The following is a 14784-nucleotide window of genomic DNA, read 5'->3' on the forward strand; positions in this document are numbered from 1 at the left end:
TTATCATAAGGAGGTGCTCGTTAAATTTCAAAGCCCAAATTTAAGGGGATACAGGAATGCTTTGTCAGCCGATTTCAACCGCCGAAGAGCGGATTAAATCAGGAAATCTGATGACAACAGCGGCTGGAAGTCCAAATGTTCACCGCAGTTACGGCTAACATCTAGATTGGGGTCTCTTTCGTTCTGCTATGAGTCCGCCTTATCCGAAAGCGCAAACCCTTTTCACACCAAACCGACGAAAGGAAGTGAAGTCATGCCGAATCCGGCAGAAGCGGTGATGCCTGTAGCCAGTCTGAAGGGCGTCACCAAGAAGATAGGCTCCAAAACGCTGGTCAGCGATCTGACGCTTGATATTCCACCCGGGCAGATCTTCGGGTTCCTGGGACCGAACGGGGCAGGTAAGACGACCACCATCCGAATGATGGTGGGATTAATCTCTATAAGCCGCGGGGATATCATGATCTGCGGGCACAGCATCAAAGACCATTACGAAGAGGCCATCGCCCAGGTCGGAGCGATCGTGGAGAACCCGGAGATGTACAAGTTCCTCACCGGCTATCAGAACCTGCGCCAGTATGCGCGCATGGTGCCAGGCGTAACCAAAGCCCGGATACAAGAGGTCGTGGAGCTGGTGGGGCTGAGCCAGCGCATCCATGACAAGGTCAAATCGTACTCCCTGGGGATGCGTCAACGGCTCGGCGTAGCCCAGGCCCTTCTGCACCGTCCGAAGCTGCTCATCCTGGACGAGCCGACCAACGGGCTCGACCCGCAGGGAATCCGCGAGCTGCGTGATTATCTCCGCCAGCTGTGCCGGACGGAAGGAACCACGGTATTCGTCTCCAGCCATCTGTTGTCCGAGATGGAGCTGATGTGCGACAGTGTGGCGATTATCCAGAACGGCCGTCTGATCGATGTGAAGCAGCTCAAGGCCGTCGGCGATATGATAATCCCGGCCGGTGAGACCTTCTTCGAGGTCGATAATCCTGAGGCTGCACTGGCGCTAATCGCAGGCGGTCTGATGAAGGAAGGCGGAGTCGCTGTCCAGGCATCCCGGGAGGAGATTGCCGAGCTGAATGCGAAGCTGGTGGGCGGCGGGGTTAAAGTGTACAGCATTAAGGCGCTGTCGCGTTCGCTGGAGGATCAATTCTTGGAAATTACAGGAGGTGAAGGCATTGGCTGAGTTCATTGCTCTCATACATAATGAGAACATCAAAATATTCCGGCGTCTGCGGACCTGGATCATGCTGTTCATTCTGGCACTGATGAGCGCGCTGTTTCCGGCGCTGATTTATTTCACGACCAGCGGCGGCGATGCTATGGGACTATGGGGCAGCTTCCGGACCACGATGACGATTGCCTTTTTCCTGAACACGATCTTTACCGCTCTGGTGGCAGCTGACTCCGTGGCGGGCGAATTCACCTGGGGAACGATCAAGCTGCTGCTGATCCGCCCATGGAGCCGTTCCAAGATCCTGCTCTCCAAATATTTATCCATGATCTGCTTCAGCCTGGTCAGCACAGCGGTTTTAATTGCATTCGGCTACGGCTCCGCCCTGATCTTCTCATCCTCGGCTTCTACGGGCGGGCAGGCGATGGGCTGGAGCGATGGGGAATATGTGTTCATGCTGATTCTGTGCAGCTATATTGAGCTGTTCCTGACGGCAGCGATTGCCTTCATGATCTCCAGCGTCTTCCGTTCGAGCGGCCTGGCGATTGTGCTGTCCCTGTCAATTATGTTCACCAAAGATATCTTCATTGCGATCTTCAGCCCGGAGCGGTATGAATGGGCGAACTACCTGATCTTTGCCCACATGAACCTGAGCGGCTATCTGCTGTCAGATACCGGACCGGGTGGAGCTACTCTGTGGTTCGCGGTCTCTGTCCTGGCAGTATATTATGTGATTATCATGGCAGCTTCATGGCTTGTATTCAGTAAAAGAGATGTAGCTGCGTAACATTTTCTGTGTTGATACGGGGAGCAGACAGCCGAAAGAAAGGCGAACGGCAACAATTCGTCTACGCGCCTTCCAGACTGCTCTGCTGGCCCTCTCTGCGTTTGCCTTGCTTCTTCTTGGCAGCAACAGGATGCAGCCCCCCGGCCTTCTCGGCGGCGGGCTGTTCTGTCATGGCCACTGCCCCGTTAAGCAAGCTGCCTTCGGTGATGCTCAGCGCGCCTGCGGCAATATTGCCGTGAAGCTGTCCAGTCTCTGTAAGGATCAGCTTCCCCTGGGCCGTTACATTGCCATAGACCGTACCGGCAATTATAATCTCCTTCGCCTCGATGCTGGAGTGGACCTGTCCTTGTTCTCCTACGGTCACTGTGCCTTCACACAGAATCTCCCCGCTGAAATTTCCTTCAATCCGCAGATTGGTGTCACAATGCACCTTCCCTTCAAGCGTGCCTCCATGTCCGATCAGCGAGTCCGTTGACTTGTAGACCGCGGCAGGTGTACGTCTCTTCCACATGCTCATTCCTCCTTGTATGATCTATTCGGTACTGACAGCCAGGCTTAAGGCTTGACATAGTTAAGCGGATTCACCGGCTGGTTCTGCTTCACCACCTGGAAGTGGAGATGGGGGCCTGTACTGCGTCCGGTATTGCCCAGCTTCCCGATCTGCTGCCCCTTGACAATCTGATCTCCGGGCGAGACCAGCATCTGGTCCAAATGCATGTACAAGGTCTCCAGCCCGTTGTCATGCCGGACCGCAATGTATTTGCCTCTGGCTCCCAGCCGTTCCGCGGCGATTACTTCACCGCCGAGCGCTGCATAGACGGGATCGCCGATGCTCCCGGCAATATCAATGCCGGAATGATAAGCCGAGACGCCCTTGAACGGGTCGGTGCGGTAGCCGAAGCTTGATGTAATGACCTTCGAGCCGGTGGGCCACATTACCGTCCGGGCCAGCCGGGCTTTGGCCTCCTGGGCCTGCTGGGCCTGAAGATTCGCCCGCCGGGTGTTCACCTTCCGTGCTTCTGTAATCGTGGAGGAGATGCTGTCAATCATCTCATCCATGATGCTGTGAATCTCCTGGAAGTCGTCTCTCGTCTCCTGAATCAGCCCCTGCGGATCATTCTCGTAGACGGCGATATATTCACCGCCGACCTGGGGTTGCCCGGCAGCGGGCAGGAGGGCGGCGGCCAGCTTCACCCGGAATTGGGCGGCAGGCGAAACGGCTGCCGGGCGGGCAGCCAGACGGGTTGTGGGCTGCTCTTGGATGAACGGTCCCGCGCTTAGCCGGCTGACTTTGCCATAGGTTCCGGCCGGTTCCGTACGGGTGGCTTCTGCGATGGACGCCGCGCTTGCCGTCTCTTCAGCTGTGGCGGACGTTGCCTCGCTGCTCGTCTTACCAGACTCCTTGCCGGAGCCGGAGCCGGTGGAGGCGGCCTTCTCCTCCTGTCCAATCAGTGACTGCAGCTGCTGCTCCAGCTCCGTTACGCTCTTCAGCTTGTCCTTGATGTTCTCCGCTTCCTCGGAGAGCTCGGACACCTGGCCGCGTAATTGCTGCAGCGCTTCTTCTTTGTCGGCGACCTTCATCTCCATACGGATGTTGGTCAGTGACAATTGAGCTGCTTCAGCCTCCAGTTCGGCGATGGACCGGGAGGCATGGATGTGCATGGAGGTGACCAGACTGGAGAGGGACAATGCAGCAGCGGCGGGCAAGGCCAGCGCGAGCGGCTTGGAGATCTGGAGTTGCTTCACAGGCTGTCCGGCTTCACGAATAACAAGCAGCTTAATCGGTTTACCTCGCTGACGTTTCATAACTACTCCTTCCTGCGGCCTGGAACCGCCGCGGGATATTGACTGTCTGTTCCGGTCTGTTCCTGGTGTAAGGGCTTATCCGGTTCGTCCTACTACTCTATGTATTCCATAATCAGGTTGAACATGACAACGGTTTGCTTGAATAAAGAATACGAGTTAAGGCAAGACCTGTAGTAGTGCACAGCATCCGCTGTAAACCTAGTACTCGTTTATTTCTTTGTCCAGGAGGATGGATATGAGAATTTTCGCCTTGATTTTATGTATTTTTATTGTGCAGCTGGCTGTGATCTTCATTCTGGAGTTCCGGCGCCCCCAGCGGGCCCTGGCCTGGATCTGCATTACCTTCTGCTGTCCGCCGCTCGGGCTGCTGTTCTATTATGCCCTGGGGCGGGATTACCGCCAGAGCCGCCGGCTCGGCCGGAGATGCGTGTCCCTGCAGCGGGAGATCCGTGCCCATGTGGCCGGCAAGATTCATAAGGTCAAAGAGGCGGCGGATACGGGAAACCGCGCCTTCGCCGGGCGGCCGGAGCTGCTGCATCTGCTCTCGGGGCTGGCCGGGAGTCCTCTTACGCAGCATAATGACTGTCAGGTATTCTCCGGGACCCGCGAAGCATATGAAGCGATGCTGGAGGCGATGGAGCAGGCGGAGGAGAATATCCATATGGAATTCTATATCTTCCGGGAAGACGGAATCGGGCGGCAGTTCCAGGAGGTAATGATCCGCAAGGCGCGCCAGGGAGTTAGGGTCCGGCTGTTATGCGACGGGCTGGGCAGCCATAAGCTTGGCCGGAGATTTCTGAGGGAGCTGGAGGCTGCGGGCGTCCAGGTCTATTTTTTTCTGCCTCCGCTGACCTCGCTCCTGGACCGCCGCTTCAACTACCGCAATCACCGCAAAATCCTCGTGGTCGACGGCCGGACCGGCTTCACCGGAGGAATGAATATAGGCGACGATTATCTCGGCCAAGACCCGAAGATGGGCTTCTGGCGGGATACTCATCTGCGCCTGGAAGGCGATTCGGTCTATCATCTGCAATATGTATTTCTCCGCGACTGGAGGCTGGCAGCAGGTGAGACCATGAGCCATCCACGTTTTTTTCCGCGCCACAGCTGTCCTGGCCGGGAGGCGGTGCAGATTGTTGCCGGCGGTCCGGACGGGTCCATAGACGCTATGCAAGAGCTGTTCTTTGCATCCATCTGTGCGGCGAAGCAGCGGATCTGGATGACCTCGCCGTATTTCATCCCGGACCCTGCCATACAGCGGGCGCTGAAGCATGCTGTGCTGAGCGGAGTGGATGTACGGATGATTATCCCGGCGAAGCCCGATAACCGGGTCGTCTATTATGCAACGCTGTCTTACCTGGAGGATCTGCAGGATGCCGGCGTGAAATTTTACCGTTACACCAAAGGGTTCATGCATGCCAAAGTGATGATTGTCGATCATCTGCTGGCCTCGGTCGGCAGTGCCAATCTGGACATGCGCAGCTTCTATTCCAATTTTGAGCTGACAGCGGTTCTGCTTGCGCCGGAACGGATTGCAGAGCTGGCGGAAGACTTCAGCCGGGACCTTACGCACAGCGAGGTGATTGATCCGCAGAGCTTCCGGGAGAGACCGAAGAATGTCAAACGGTTAGAAAGTCTGTGTAAGCTCTTATCTCCGCTATTATGACAGAAAAGTTGATGGAAGCATCGTTTATCGAAGGTTATATCAATTTCCATGCGTTATTTGACCTTCTTTTATGATATAATGGAAATATAAGATGAACAGGGGGAGTTCTATGACTGTAAGCCAACATGTCTTTACGGGTGAGGAGCAGAAGAAGCCGCAGAAGTCCGGGGCGATCAAGACGGCAAGGCTGGCTCAGCGCATTATCATGATTGTTGTCGGAGCGGCTATGATGTCTGTTGCGCTTGAAATTTTTCTCGTTCCCAATAAGTTGATTGATGGCGGAATAACCGGCATTTCCATTATGTTGTCCCATATTTTCAATATACCGCTGGGTATTCTGTTGACCCTGCTTAACCTGCCCTTCCTGATCATCGGCTATAAGCAGATCGGGAAGACCTTTGCCTTATCTACACTTTTTGCTGTAGTTGTAATGTCCATTGGAACCCAACTGCTGCATCCGGTGCATCCCATTACGGTGGAGCCGCTGCTGGCCGCTGTCTTCGGCGGGGTTATCCTCGGCGTCGGGGTCGGACTGGTTGTCCGTTACGGCGGTTCGCTGGACGGCACCGAGATTGTGGCTATCCTTGTAGCCAAGCGGCTTCCGTTCTCTGTAGGGGAAGTTGTGATGTTCTTCAACGTATTCATTTTGTCCGGTGCAGGGTTTGTGTTCGGCTGGAATAATGCGATGTTCTCGCTCATTGCCTACTATATTGCCTTTAAGCTGATTGATATTACGCTCGAAGGTCTGGATCAGTCGAAATCGGTGTGGATTATCAGCGATAAGTTTCGTGATATCGGCGAAGCCTTAACGGAGCGTCTGGGACGCGGAGTCACCTACCTGGATGGTGAAGGCGGATTCTCCGGCGATGACAAGAAAGTGATTTTTGTCGTCATTACCCGGCTTGAGGAGGCTAAGCTGAAGTCGATTGTGGAGGATTGGGATTCTGACGCATTCATCGCGATCGGCAATATCCATGATGTCAAGGGCGGCCGCTTCAAAAAGAAAGCCATTCATTAGCACAGCATTGGCCCGCCACGGCTGGAATGCTTCCGAAGGAAGGTATATTTACGAACGTCAGAGTACTCAATACGGCGGAACTGACTTGCTGTGCCGTATTATCATATAGTTTTACCTTCCGTCCAGATCTGGACGCCACCTAAGCCCGCAGCCTGAATTCAGGTGTCTGCGGGCTTATTGCTGTCTTACGGTCCTTGCTCCGTCAAGGCAGCCTGGCAATAATGTCTGCAACCGGCTGCGGGGGCACCTTGGCGATCAGATCACCCAGCTGCTCCAGCCGCCCTCCGATATTCAGCAGGTGGTAATCGGCAGGCTTGACATCCTGCTGCACCTCCTCCCACAGCAGGGGGGTTGAGACGGTTGCCAGCGGCCGGGCGCGCGGCGTGTAGGGAGCAGCGAGCGTCTTGCCGCCATAGTGCTGGAGATAATCGAAATAGATTTTGTCCCCCCGGTGCTTCTTAAGACGCTCCAGCGTGAACAGATCCGGCCGCTTCTCGGTCACATAACGGCCGACGAAATGACCGGCCCGGCGCAGCCCGTCGAAGGTGACGCCCGGCTGGATGGGAACGATAATTTGCACGCCGGTGGCTCCGGAGGTTTTGGGGACGGATTGCAGCCCAAGCGACCTCAGCACCTCTCCCACCAGGAAAGCTGCTTCCATAATCCGCGGCTCCACCTCGCGGGAGGGGTCCAGATCAATCATCCATTCGCAGGGAAGAGGGCTGCCGACAACATGCAGCGAAGGGTGGAATTCGAGCGCAGCGAGATTGCCGAGCCAGAGCAGCTCCGGCAGACCCTGCAGGACAATGTAATGGATACCGTCCTGCTCCGCCGTGCGGACGAATTCCGGCAGCGGCTCGGGGGCGTTCTTCTGGTAGAAGGACATCCCGGGCACTCCGTGGGGATAGCGGATCACCGTGAGCAGCCGGTCCCTGCAATAACGCAGCAGATAAGGGGAGAGGATAGCCAGCTTTTGCAGGTAGATCTGCTTGGTGATGCCCTGCTCCGGCCAGAGCGGCTTGTCCGGGTTCGTAATAACGATCTCATGACCGTCAGCGGTAATGGTGCCTTTAACCTTCTGCGGCATACAGTATCACTCCTTAGGGTCGTCCAGGTCTGACTATTATTTGCTGTATGGCCGGTTTTCAGTCCGAATTCCGGGCGGATAAGTTGTGCTCGTAGACACTTGAGCCGGATGTGGCCGGAAAACCGACCACATAGCGATGCCGCAGGAGTTATGTTCTGCCAAATGTCCCGTTTGGCCCCATCCGGTGCTTATACGGGGTGTAAGGAACAAGTGAAGGGGGGTGGTTCAGATTGTAGAGGAGATGGAACATCTCGTTGTCCGGGTACAAAAGGGCGATGTGGAGCTGTACGGACAGATCGTCGAGGCTGTTCAGCAGCCGATATACCGTTATTGCTGCCGTCTGCTCAGCAGCAGGGCAGAGGCGGAGGATGCCGTGCAGGAGATTCTGGTAAAAGCTTATCAGAATATAGGCCAATATCGTCCGCGGGTAAGCTTCTCTTCATGGCTCTATAAAATCGCCTATCATCATTGCCTGGGGGTCATCCGCCAGCGGCAGCGGCAGTACCGTCTGCTGATGCTGCTGCGGCCGCAGACATACGCGGAGAGCCCGGAGCAGCAGATGGACCGCTACCTGTTCGATGAACCGCTCGCAGTAGCGCTCTCCCGGCTGAAGGCGGAGGAGAGGAATCTGCTGGTGCTGCGGATTTTTGAGGAGCAGAGCTTTGCGGACATTGCTGAGATCTTGGGCAAGAATACAGAGGCGGTCAAGAAGAGATACCAGCGCACCATCGTTAAGCTCGCTAACCTGCTGCAAGCCCACAGAGAGGAGGAGGAACCACAATGGACAAGCGCTTCGCTGCTGAAGAAAAAAGGATAAAACGAATGGGCTCCGCTGAAGCCTTGGGCAGTATTGATGTCAAGTCCTCTGTTATGGAGCGGGTCCGGGCCATCCATGCGCAGCAGAATGCTCCGGAGCATGAGACGTTGGCTTCGCCCGGACAGCCGGTGCCTGGAATGGATGCGCAAGCGGCTCCTGTGATGACCAGGCAGCAGATGCCTTCGCAGCGCCCTGCGCCATTGCGGGGCCGGAGGCTGGCTGCCGGACTGTGTGCTATGGTGCTGCTTGGGGCGGCAGGCTTTGGCGTTGTGCGTAATGTGCTGGATCAGGGAACTATGGGTAAGGCGCAGCGCCTGGACTTTGCGGTGATCCGGCAGACGGAGGGGCAGCCTCTGGCCTTGAAGGACAGCAGCGGCAGAGTTGTGGCGCAGCTTAAGAACGCTGAATCGAAGGTGTACACGCCCTACATTGGCTCAAGCTCTGCCCGGGAACGTTTCTTTAAGTTAAAAGAACAATATGAAAGGCAGGCGCAAGCCGGCCTGCAGCCGGGAGAGACAGCAGCTTATTATGTCAATGACAGTGAACTCATTGCATTGATGAACGGGCTGGGGTATGGAGCTCCGCTTTTTTTCACCAGCAGAACGGTTACGTATACCAATTACGCGCAGTTGTCGGCAGCCCGTGAGCAGATGGGGAAGTGGAGCTTCACGCTGCCGCCCGAGAGAATAGACGGATTCCAGTTTACTGGGGGCCGGCTGATCGCGAAAGTCCCCTCTTCCTTTGAGCCGGAGTACGGGCAGGTCCTGAAGGAGCTGAAGGCCGAAGCCGAAGGTGAGCCGGACGGGAACCCGCTGGCTGTAACCATATGGCCCGTGAAGAGAATTGCAGAGGTCGAGGTGGCCTATCAGGACGGCAGCCAGCAGCTCCAGCTTCGGTTATTCTGGAATAATGCAGCAACAACCGGCCCGGTTCAAATCATTCTGTCCGCCGGCGAAACTGCCGAAATGTGGTCCTATGAAGATAAGGAGCTGCTATATATTCCCGGGGTAGGTGCCGTGAACAACGGGGGTTCAGTAAGCAGATTGTATTGGTATGACAGCGCCTACGGCGGGCTTGCTGTGATGACCGACCCGCCTGATAAGCGGCTGACCCGGGAACAATGGGAGAGTATTGCCGCCGGGATGGTGCAGCAGTGAGGCAACAACCAATCAACCGGAAGGAAGGGATTGAACGATGTTTCATTATAAAAAAGCGGCAGCTGCCGTAATGTGCTTGTCTATGCTGCTAAGCGGGGCTGGTGCTACGGCCGGAGCTAAGGGCACGCTGCCCGACAAATTAAAGAATAAAAGCAACGGCATCCTGGCTACAGAAATCGCCAAGCCGGCTGCGCCGTCTCCGCTGGACGCTTTGCTGGCCCAGGCGAACGCGGTTCCCCTGAAAGCAGGGGAAATCCGGGTGGTGTACGTCAATGATGCCAAAATGAACACGCTGGATAACCTGAATATCAGTTATGTGCCTTTCAGCTATACTACTGTAAGCCAAGCCGCGCAGAAATTATCGTCGATGGGCGGAGGTGTATTGATGGCTCCGGCTTCGCTGCCGAAGGAGTATGTGCTGAAGGAGGCAACCATCAGCCCGGATATTCCTTTGTCTTATGAAGCAAGATACATCCAGCTCAGGGATGAGCTCAAGGGGCAAACCAAAGCCGCCGGCAAAAAGGTCATCGCCGAGATGCTCCCATGGAGCGGCCATGTGACTACCCTGACCTATACCCGTAAGGGAGAGGTACTGAGCCTGCGCGCCGAGCCTGCCAGTGAGCTTCCGGCTGGAGTTACCCTAGCCTTATTGCCGGGAGACAAGGATACGCAGGTGCAGGTTAACGGGCAGCAGATGATGTTCACCTCCTTCGGTCCGCATCACGGTAAACTGAAATCGCAATTACAGTGGACCAGCCTGGACGGCAATACCGAATATACATTGACGGATACCCGGAACACAGTACAGAGCAAGGCGGAGCTGCTGAAAATGGCAGGCAGCCTGTCAGCCCAATAAATTCTATATATCCCTCTGGCTCAACGAACATGACCGGGGCGGCAGGTCCACCTGGGCCTGTATAACCGGCTGGCGAAAGGTGCCGGAGGGATTCCACTCCAGGAAATTCAGCTTGAACACCAGCTCCGGTCTAATCCAGACGGAGCCTTTGCTGCGCTGCGGAAGCCCGGCAAACGGCATCTGCTCCGTAACCAGCCCGGGGATTCGTGCCGTTAGCGTCCGCCAGTCCTGAACGGTCATTTTGCCTGCCCCGGCATGGCCGATATAGTGCAGCTTCCCGGCATCATCATACAGGCCGAAAAGCAGCGCGTTGACGATTCCGTCCCGGAAGGTGACACCGCCCGCGACAGCGGTGACATCGGAGATGATCTTGAGCTTCTGCCAGCGCTTGTCCTTGCCGCCGGGGGCATAGGTGCTGTTCAGATCCTTGCAGACAATCCCCTCCAGACTGCCCTGCCTTGCCGCAGCCAGCAGTTGTGCGGCGTCAGGGTAGCTGGGCACCTGCTGCACATGCGGATGGGGCAGCAACATTTCGCTTAGCATCTCCTGCCGCCGGGACAAGGGCATGTCCAGCAGCCACAAGCCGTTGCAGTACAGGATGTCGAATACCATGTACAGCACCGGCACCTGCGGCTGCACTGCCCGGATTGCCGCCTCGTTCTTCAGGCTGTCCCGCCGCATCACCTCATGGAAGGAGGGCTTGCCGCCGCTCAGTGCAATGATCTCGCCATCGAGTATAAAAGAGCCCGCCCGGCAATAGGCCTCCGGCTTCGCCAGCTCGGGGTATTGCAGGGTGCGCCTGTTGCCCCGGCGGTTGATCAGCTCAGCCTGGCTTCCATCGAACAGCGAGAGCATCCGCACCCCGTCCCATTTAATCTGGGCGATCCACTGGCTTCCGGCCGGAGGAACGGCTGCCAGCACCGGCTCAAACGGGGTGGGCGGCTGCAGCTTTCCGGAACCGGCAGCCGGCCTTGCCCCGGATACAGCTAAGCGGCCGCTAGGCATCCTTGCTCTTGGCGCTCCGGCGCTTCGGCTTTGGAGCAATCACCGGAATCGGTCCGGTGGCTTCATCTACAACCGGGGTTGCCGGGGCATCAGCCTGAGCCCCGGCAGAAGCGGCTTTGGCCTTGGCTGGACGCTTCTTGGTCCCGGCGGCTGTCCGCGGCTTCGCGCCTGCTCCAGTCTTGGCCGGTCCGGGATCGGACGGGATATGCTGGACCGCTTCGATACTGGCCTGCAGAGCCGCCATCAGATCGATGACATTGGTCTCCTGGCGTGCAGGAGCAATGTGGAACTCTTCTCCGGCAATTTTATGCGTAATCAGATCCAGCATCCGCTGGCGGTAATCGTCGGTATATTTGGCGGGCTCGAACGGGGTGGACAGCTGGGAGATCAGCAGCTTGGCCATGTCCAGCTCCTTGTCGTTCACCTGGCCCGGCTCCGGCAGGCCCGGGACCTGCGATACCGGACGGACCTCATCGGGATAAAAAAACGTCTCAATCGCGATACAGTCCTGCAGCACACGAATCGCGGCCAGGCTGCTTTTGGAGCGGATGGAGATTTTGGCGATACCGATCTTGCCGGTCTGACGCATAGCCTCCATCAGCAGACGGTAAGCATTAGCACCTGCCTGATCGGGGGAGAGGTAATAGGTCTTCTGGAAATAGATCGGGTCAATCTCTGTCAGATCCACGAAATCCAGGATGGTGATGCTCTTGCTGCTCTCCTCCGTCAGCTGATCCAGCTCCTCTTTGTCGAACAGCACGAACTTGCCTTTCTCATATTCGTAGCCCTTGCCGATCTCCTCCCACGCTACTTCCTTGTCACAGACCGGGCATTTACGCACATAGGACAGCGGGCTGCCGCATTCTTTGTGGATGTAGCGCAGGGAGATGTCCTTGTCTTCCGTAGCGGAGAACATTTTGACGGGAACATGTACCAGGCCGAAGCTGATGGCTCCTTTCCAAACGGTATGCACGGTTATCGCCTCCTGATAATTAGTGTTATGGCTTAGTATGAGGCGGGCGGGCTGATTCTAGCCATGCTTGAGGAAGGATGCATTATTTGAGAGCGGTGGGAAAAAATAAACCTGCTTCCGTTCGGCGGAGCCATGTGTAACGAAGGAGGCTGTTATGGATAACGAGCAGTATCACTGGAGCGATGCTCTGTCGGAGCAGGATATTCCGGCGGAGGCTGTCAACTGGGACAATATTATTGCGGGCCCGGAGGATGAGGAGCTGGATGCCGAACCGGGACTGCTGGATGCCGAAGCCACGATTGGCGATCTTCCGGCTGATGAAGATGAAGAGGACTAAGGAGGATGGGCAGAATGGATATAGCACGGGCAAAGGCTATTTATGCCTCAAAGGACACTATTGCGGTGCATCTTGACGGAGAGCCGGTCTGGATTGAGCATGTCGATACCGACAACGGTATGGCTACCGTTCAGGTCGGCTCGCGGCCGACGAATACTCACACTGTTGGCGTGGAGCGGCTGGAGGAGCAGGGGAAGTAGGTGTGGTGTGGGAGTAGCGTAGGAGTAGGCGTAGAAGTAGCAGGATTAGGCGAAGTGTAGAAGGAGCAGGGTGTAAAAGTAACCAGTAATTCATTATTGGAGCAGGGTCTTATTGGCGGTGTTATCACCGCCGGGGGTCCTGCTTTTTTGGTGCGTTGGGAAGTGGGCGTGGCGGAGGAGGGGCGTGGGGCGGGAATGAGGTGCAGAAGTGCACTTGAATATGAGGAAAGTAGGCGTGGAGTCGGGATGAGGTGCAAAAGTGCACTTGAATATGAGGGAAGTGGGCATGTGGCGGCGTAAGGGGATGGGAGAGTTGGGGAGAAGGCGGGGGCGTACTGGAGTGCTCTTATTTGGATGAAACTTCTCGTTTTGTGGACCCCAGCGGACTCAGATGTCGTTAAGTAACATGTTCGGGGTAACATTTGGCTTAAAAGTTGAGGTTAACGGCCTCACAGTCCGCAACATGCAGCAAAATGAGGTTTTAAGCCAAATAGCGGCTTCTGTGTCCGCTTACCTCCCAGTGCTCCACTCATCCGCAACACGCTCACATATCACCTTACACACATCACCACGCACTTCCGCATCCACACCCACCGGTCACCTCACGCACTTGCCAGTCTGCCTTCGGTCACCTCACGCACTTGCCAGCTACACTCGCTCCACCTCACGCACCCGCCTTGCCCTCATACTCGCCCGCCACCTTAGACATCGTCCATACCGCTCATCCGCACCACACACCTGCCCCTTCATCCCCGCCACCTCGGCCAGCAACCTCACCACGTACTCCAACCCGCTACGGTCCCATAATAATAGCTGACACAAGGGTTGACGCAGGAAGGGGCGAACCCCTATATTGGGGGGAGAATTTGGAGGAAAAGAGATGATGGACATGCGCCCGATATTGCTGGGGATCTGCTCGGCGCTGTTTTTTGCGGTGACTTTTGTGCTGAACCGTAGGATGGAGCTGGCCGGGGGAAGCTGGGCCTGGAGCGCCTCGCTGCGTTACTTGTTTACCCTGCCGCTACTGGTGGCGGTCGTGGCAGGACGGGGACGGCTCAAGCCGTTGCTTCAGGCCATGCGAGAACGTCCGGGCGCTTGGCTGCTGTGGGGAACGGTCGGCTTCGGCCTGTTCTATGCGCCCATCTGCTTCGCAGCAGCGTATGCGCCGGGCTGGCTGACAGCGGGGACGTGGCAGATTACAATTATCTCCGGTTCGCTGCTGGCCCCATTCTTCGGGCAGTGGATCAGCTGCCCCTCAGGCCCGGTATACATAAAAGGCAGAATTCCGCTGCGCGGGCTGCTCCTATCCCTGATTATTCTGGCCGGTGTTGCCCTGCTGCAAGCCGATCATGCGCGCAGTATAGCCCCGTCACAGGTGCTGCTCGGCATCCTTCCGGTGCTGATTGCCTCCTTCGCCTATCCGCTGGGTAACCGCAAAATGATGGCGCTCTGCGGAGACAAGCTGGATGTCTTTCAGCGGATTCTCGGCATGACGCTGGCCAGCCTGCCCTTCTGGCTGCTGCTTGCCCTGTACGGGCTGGCGGATGCTGGCCTGCCGTCTTCCCCGCAGGTGGGCCAGTCTGTCATCGTTGCACTCAGTTCGGGGATTGTGGCGACGGTGCTCTTTTTCCGGGCTACAGATCTGGTACGGGACAGCATGAGCGGCCTGGCTGCCGTGGAGGCCACCCAGTCGCTGGAGGTTCTCTTCGCCCTGATCGGGGAGATCCTGCTGCTGCATTCCCCGCTGCCTTCGCTGCTGTCATGGATAGGAATTGCGGTCATTATTGGCGGAATGGTGCTGCACAGCCTGTTCTCCAGACACCCGGAGGAGGTCCGTGCTCCCAGTGCTGCCGCCTGAACGGACGCCTGTTGCGGTACATGTAGCATACCGATATAATTAAAAGTAT

General features: G+C 56.7%; 15 protein-coding genes. 10 read left to right on the forward strand and 5 right to left on the reverse strand.

The features are described 5' to 3' along the window. The first annotated feature begins 253 nt into the window (after positions 1-253). Both K1558_RS14480 and K1558_RS14485 read left to right on the forward strand, forming a co-directional pair. A complete protein-coding gene (locus K1558_RS14480) occupies positions 254-1180 on the forward strand; it encodes an ABC transporter ATP-binding protein (RefSeq protein WP_238652306.1) in 927 nt (308 codons plus the stop codon). Further along, entirely contained in the window at positions 1173-1955 is a 783-nt protein-coding gene (locus K1558_RS14485) for an ABC transporter permease (RefSeq protein WP_238652307.1), read from the forward strand. Before K1558_RS14480 ends, K1558_RS14485 begins: the two co-directional genes overlap by 8 nt. Before the next feature lie 61 nt (positions 1956-2016). Here the strand turns inward: K1558_RS14485 and K1558_RS14490 are convergent, their stop codons facing one another. Further along, positions 2017-2466 carry a bactofilin family protein gene (locus tag K1558_RS14490; protein WP_238652308.1) on the reverse strand — a complete coding sequence of 150 codons (450 nt, stop codon included), beginning with the start codon at positions 2464-2466 and terminating at the stop codon, positions 2017-2019. Positions 2467-2510: 44 nt separating this feature from the next. After that, positions 2511-3761, reverse strand: a complete 1251-nt coding sequence (locus K1558_RS14495; protein ID WP_238652309.1) for a M23 family metallopeptidase — start codon at positions 3759-3761, stop codon at positions 2511-2513. 235 nt (positions 3762-3996) lie between these two features. Here K1558_RS14495 and cls point away from each other — a divergent pair, with 235 nt between their 5' ends. Together cls and K1558_RS14505 are read left to right on the forward strand one after the other, a co-directional pair. Then, complete coding sequence (gene cls, locus K1558_RS14500; RefSeq protein WP_238652310.1) at positions 3997-5427, forward strand: cardiolipin synthase; 1431 nt, start codon at positions 3997-3999, stop codon at positions 5425-5427. 109 nt (positions 5428-5536) lie between these two features. Beyond that, entirely contained in the window at positions 5537-6445 is a 909-nt protein-coding gene (locus K1558_RS14505; RefSeq protein WP_238652311.1) for a YitT family protein, read from the forward strand. A 202-nt stretch (positions 6446-6647) separates the two neighbouring features. On the opposite strand, the gene ligD is transcribed toward K1558_RS14505, so the two are convergent. Then, a complete protein-coding gene (gene ligD / locus K1558_RS14510) occupies positions 6648-7532 on the reverse strand; it encodes a non-homologous end-joining DNA ligase (protein ID WP_238652312.1) in 885 nt (294 codons plus the stop codon). Positions 7533-7752: 220 nt separating this feature from the next. On the opposite strand from ligD, the gene K1558_RS14515 reads away from it, so the two are divergent. The 3 genes from K1558_RS14515 to K1558_RS14525 are packed head-to-tail and all read left to right on the forward strand — an operon-like array spanning position 7753 to position 10362. After that, on the forward strand, positions 7753-8349 hold the full coding sequence (locus tag K1558_RS14515) for an RNA polymerase sigma factor (protein ID WP_238652313.1): 597 nt from the start codon (positions 7753-7755) through the stop codon (positions 8347-8349). Beyond that, positions 8313-9506 (forward strand): hypothetical protein, encoded by a 1194-nt coding sequence (locus K1558_RS14520; protein ID WP_238652314.1) that lies wholly within the window; start codon positions 8313-8315, stop codon positions 9504-9506. The genes K1558_RS14515 and K1558_RS14520 overlap by 37 nt, the downstream gene beginning before the upstream one ends. A gap of 37 nt (positions 9507-9543) precedes the next feature. After that, on the forward strand, positions 9544-10362 hold the full coding sequence (locus K1558_RS14525) for a hypothetical protein (RefSeq protein WP_238652315.1): 819 nt from the start codon (positions 9544-9546) through the stop codon (positions 10360-10362). Positions 10363-10365: 3 nt separating this feature from the next. Here the strand turns inward: K1558_RS14525 and K1558_RS14530 are convergent, their stop codons facing one another. Further along, positions 10366-11367, reverse strand: coding sequence for an ATP-dependent DNA ligase (locus tag K1558_RS14530; RefSeq protein WP_238652316.1), 1002 nt, complete (start codon positions 11365-11367; stop codon positions 10366-10368). Next, positions 11360-12340: a non-homologous end joining protein Ku gene (gene ku / locus K1558_RS14535; RefSeq protein ID WP_238652317.1), complete on the reverse strand. Its 981-nt coding sequence runs from the start codon at positions 12338-12340 to the stop codon at positions 11360-11362. Before ku ends, K1558_RS14530 begins: the two co-directional genes overlap by 8 nt. 154 nt (positions 12341-12494) lie before the next feature. On the opposite strand from ku, the gene K1558_RS14540 reads away from it, so the two are divergent. The 3 genes from K1558_RS14540 (at position 12495) to K1558_RS14550 (ending at position 14735) form a co-directional block, all read left to right on the forward strand. Continuing rightward, a complete protein-coding gene (locus tag K1558_RS14540; protein ID WP_238652318.1) occupies positions 12495-12677 on the forward strand; it encodes a hypothetical protein in 183 nt (60 codons plus the stop codon). Positions 12678-12691: 14 nt separating this feature from the next. Next, positions 12692-12877: an H-type small acid-soluble spore protein gene (locus K1558_RS14545; protein WP_238652319.1), complete on the forward strand. Its 186-nt coding sequence runs from the start codon at positions 12692-12694 to the stop codon at positions 12875-12877. A gap of 889 nt (positions 12878-13766) precedes the next feature. Continuing rightward, positions 13767-14735: a DMT family transporter gene (locus K1558_RS14550; protein ID WP_238652560.1), complete on the forward strand. Its 969-nt coding sequence runs from the start codon at positions 13767-13769 to the stop codon at positions 14733-14735. The last annotated feature ends 49 nt before the right edge of the window (positions 14736-14784 follow it).

It is taken from the genome of Paenibacillus piscarius (genome assembly GCF_022234545.1).
GTDB lineage: Bacteria > Bacillota > Bacilli > Paenibacillales > Paenibacillaceae > Paenibacillus_AQ > Paenibacillus_AQ piscarius.

Coding starts and splice junctions, on each gene's coding strand:
- K1558_RS14480 (WP_238652306.1), top strand. CDS start 254: ATGCCGAATCCGGCAGAAGCGGTGATGCCTGTAGCCAGTCTGAAGGGC.
- K1558_RS14490 (WP_238652308.1), bottom strand. CDS start 2,466: ATGTGGAAGAGACGTACACCTGCCGCGGTCTACAAGTCAACGGACTCG.
- K1558_RS14495 (WP_238652309.1), bottom strand. CDS start 3,761: ATGAAACGTCAGCGAGGTAAACCGATTAAGCTGCTTGTTATTCGTGAA.
- cls (WP_238652310.1), top strand. CDS start 3,997: ATGAGAATTTTCGCCTTGATTTTATGTATTTTTATTGTGCAGCTGGCT.
- K1558_RS14505 (WP_238652311.1), top strand. CDS start 5,537: ATGACTGTAAGCCAACATGTCTTTACGGGTGAGGAGCAGAAGAAGCCG.
- ligD (WP_238652312.1), bottom strand. CDS start 7,532: ATGCCGCAGAAGGTTAAAGGCACCATTACCGCTGACGGTCATGAGATC.
- K1558_RS14520 (WP_238652314.1), top strand. CDS start 8,313: ATGGACAAGCGCTTCGCTGCTGAAGAAAAAAGGATAAAACGAATGGGC.
- K1558_RS14525 (WP_238652315.1), top strand. CDS start 9,544: ATGTTTCATTATAAAAAAGCGGCAGCTGCCGTAATGTGCTTGTCTATG.
- K1558_RS14530 (WP_238652316.1), bottom strand. CDS start 11,367: ATGCCTAGCGGCCGCTTAGCTGTATCCGGGGCAAGGCCGGCTGCCGGT.
- K1558_RS14540 (WP_238652318.1), top strand. CDS start 12,495: ATGGATAACGAGCAGTATCACTGGAGCGATGCTCTGTCGGAGCAGGAT.
- K1558_RS14545 (WP_238652319.1), top strand. CDS start 12,692: ATGGATATAGCACGGGCAAAGGCTATTTATGCCTCAAAGGACACTATT.
- K1558_RS14550 (WP_238652560.1), top strand. CDS start 13,767: ATGCGCCCGATATTGCTGGGGATCTGCTCGGCGCTGTTTTTTGCGGTG.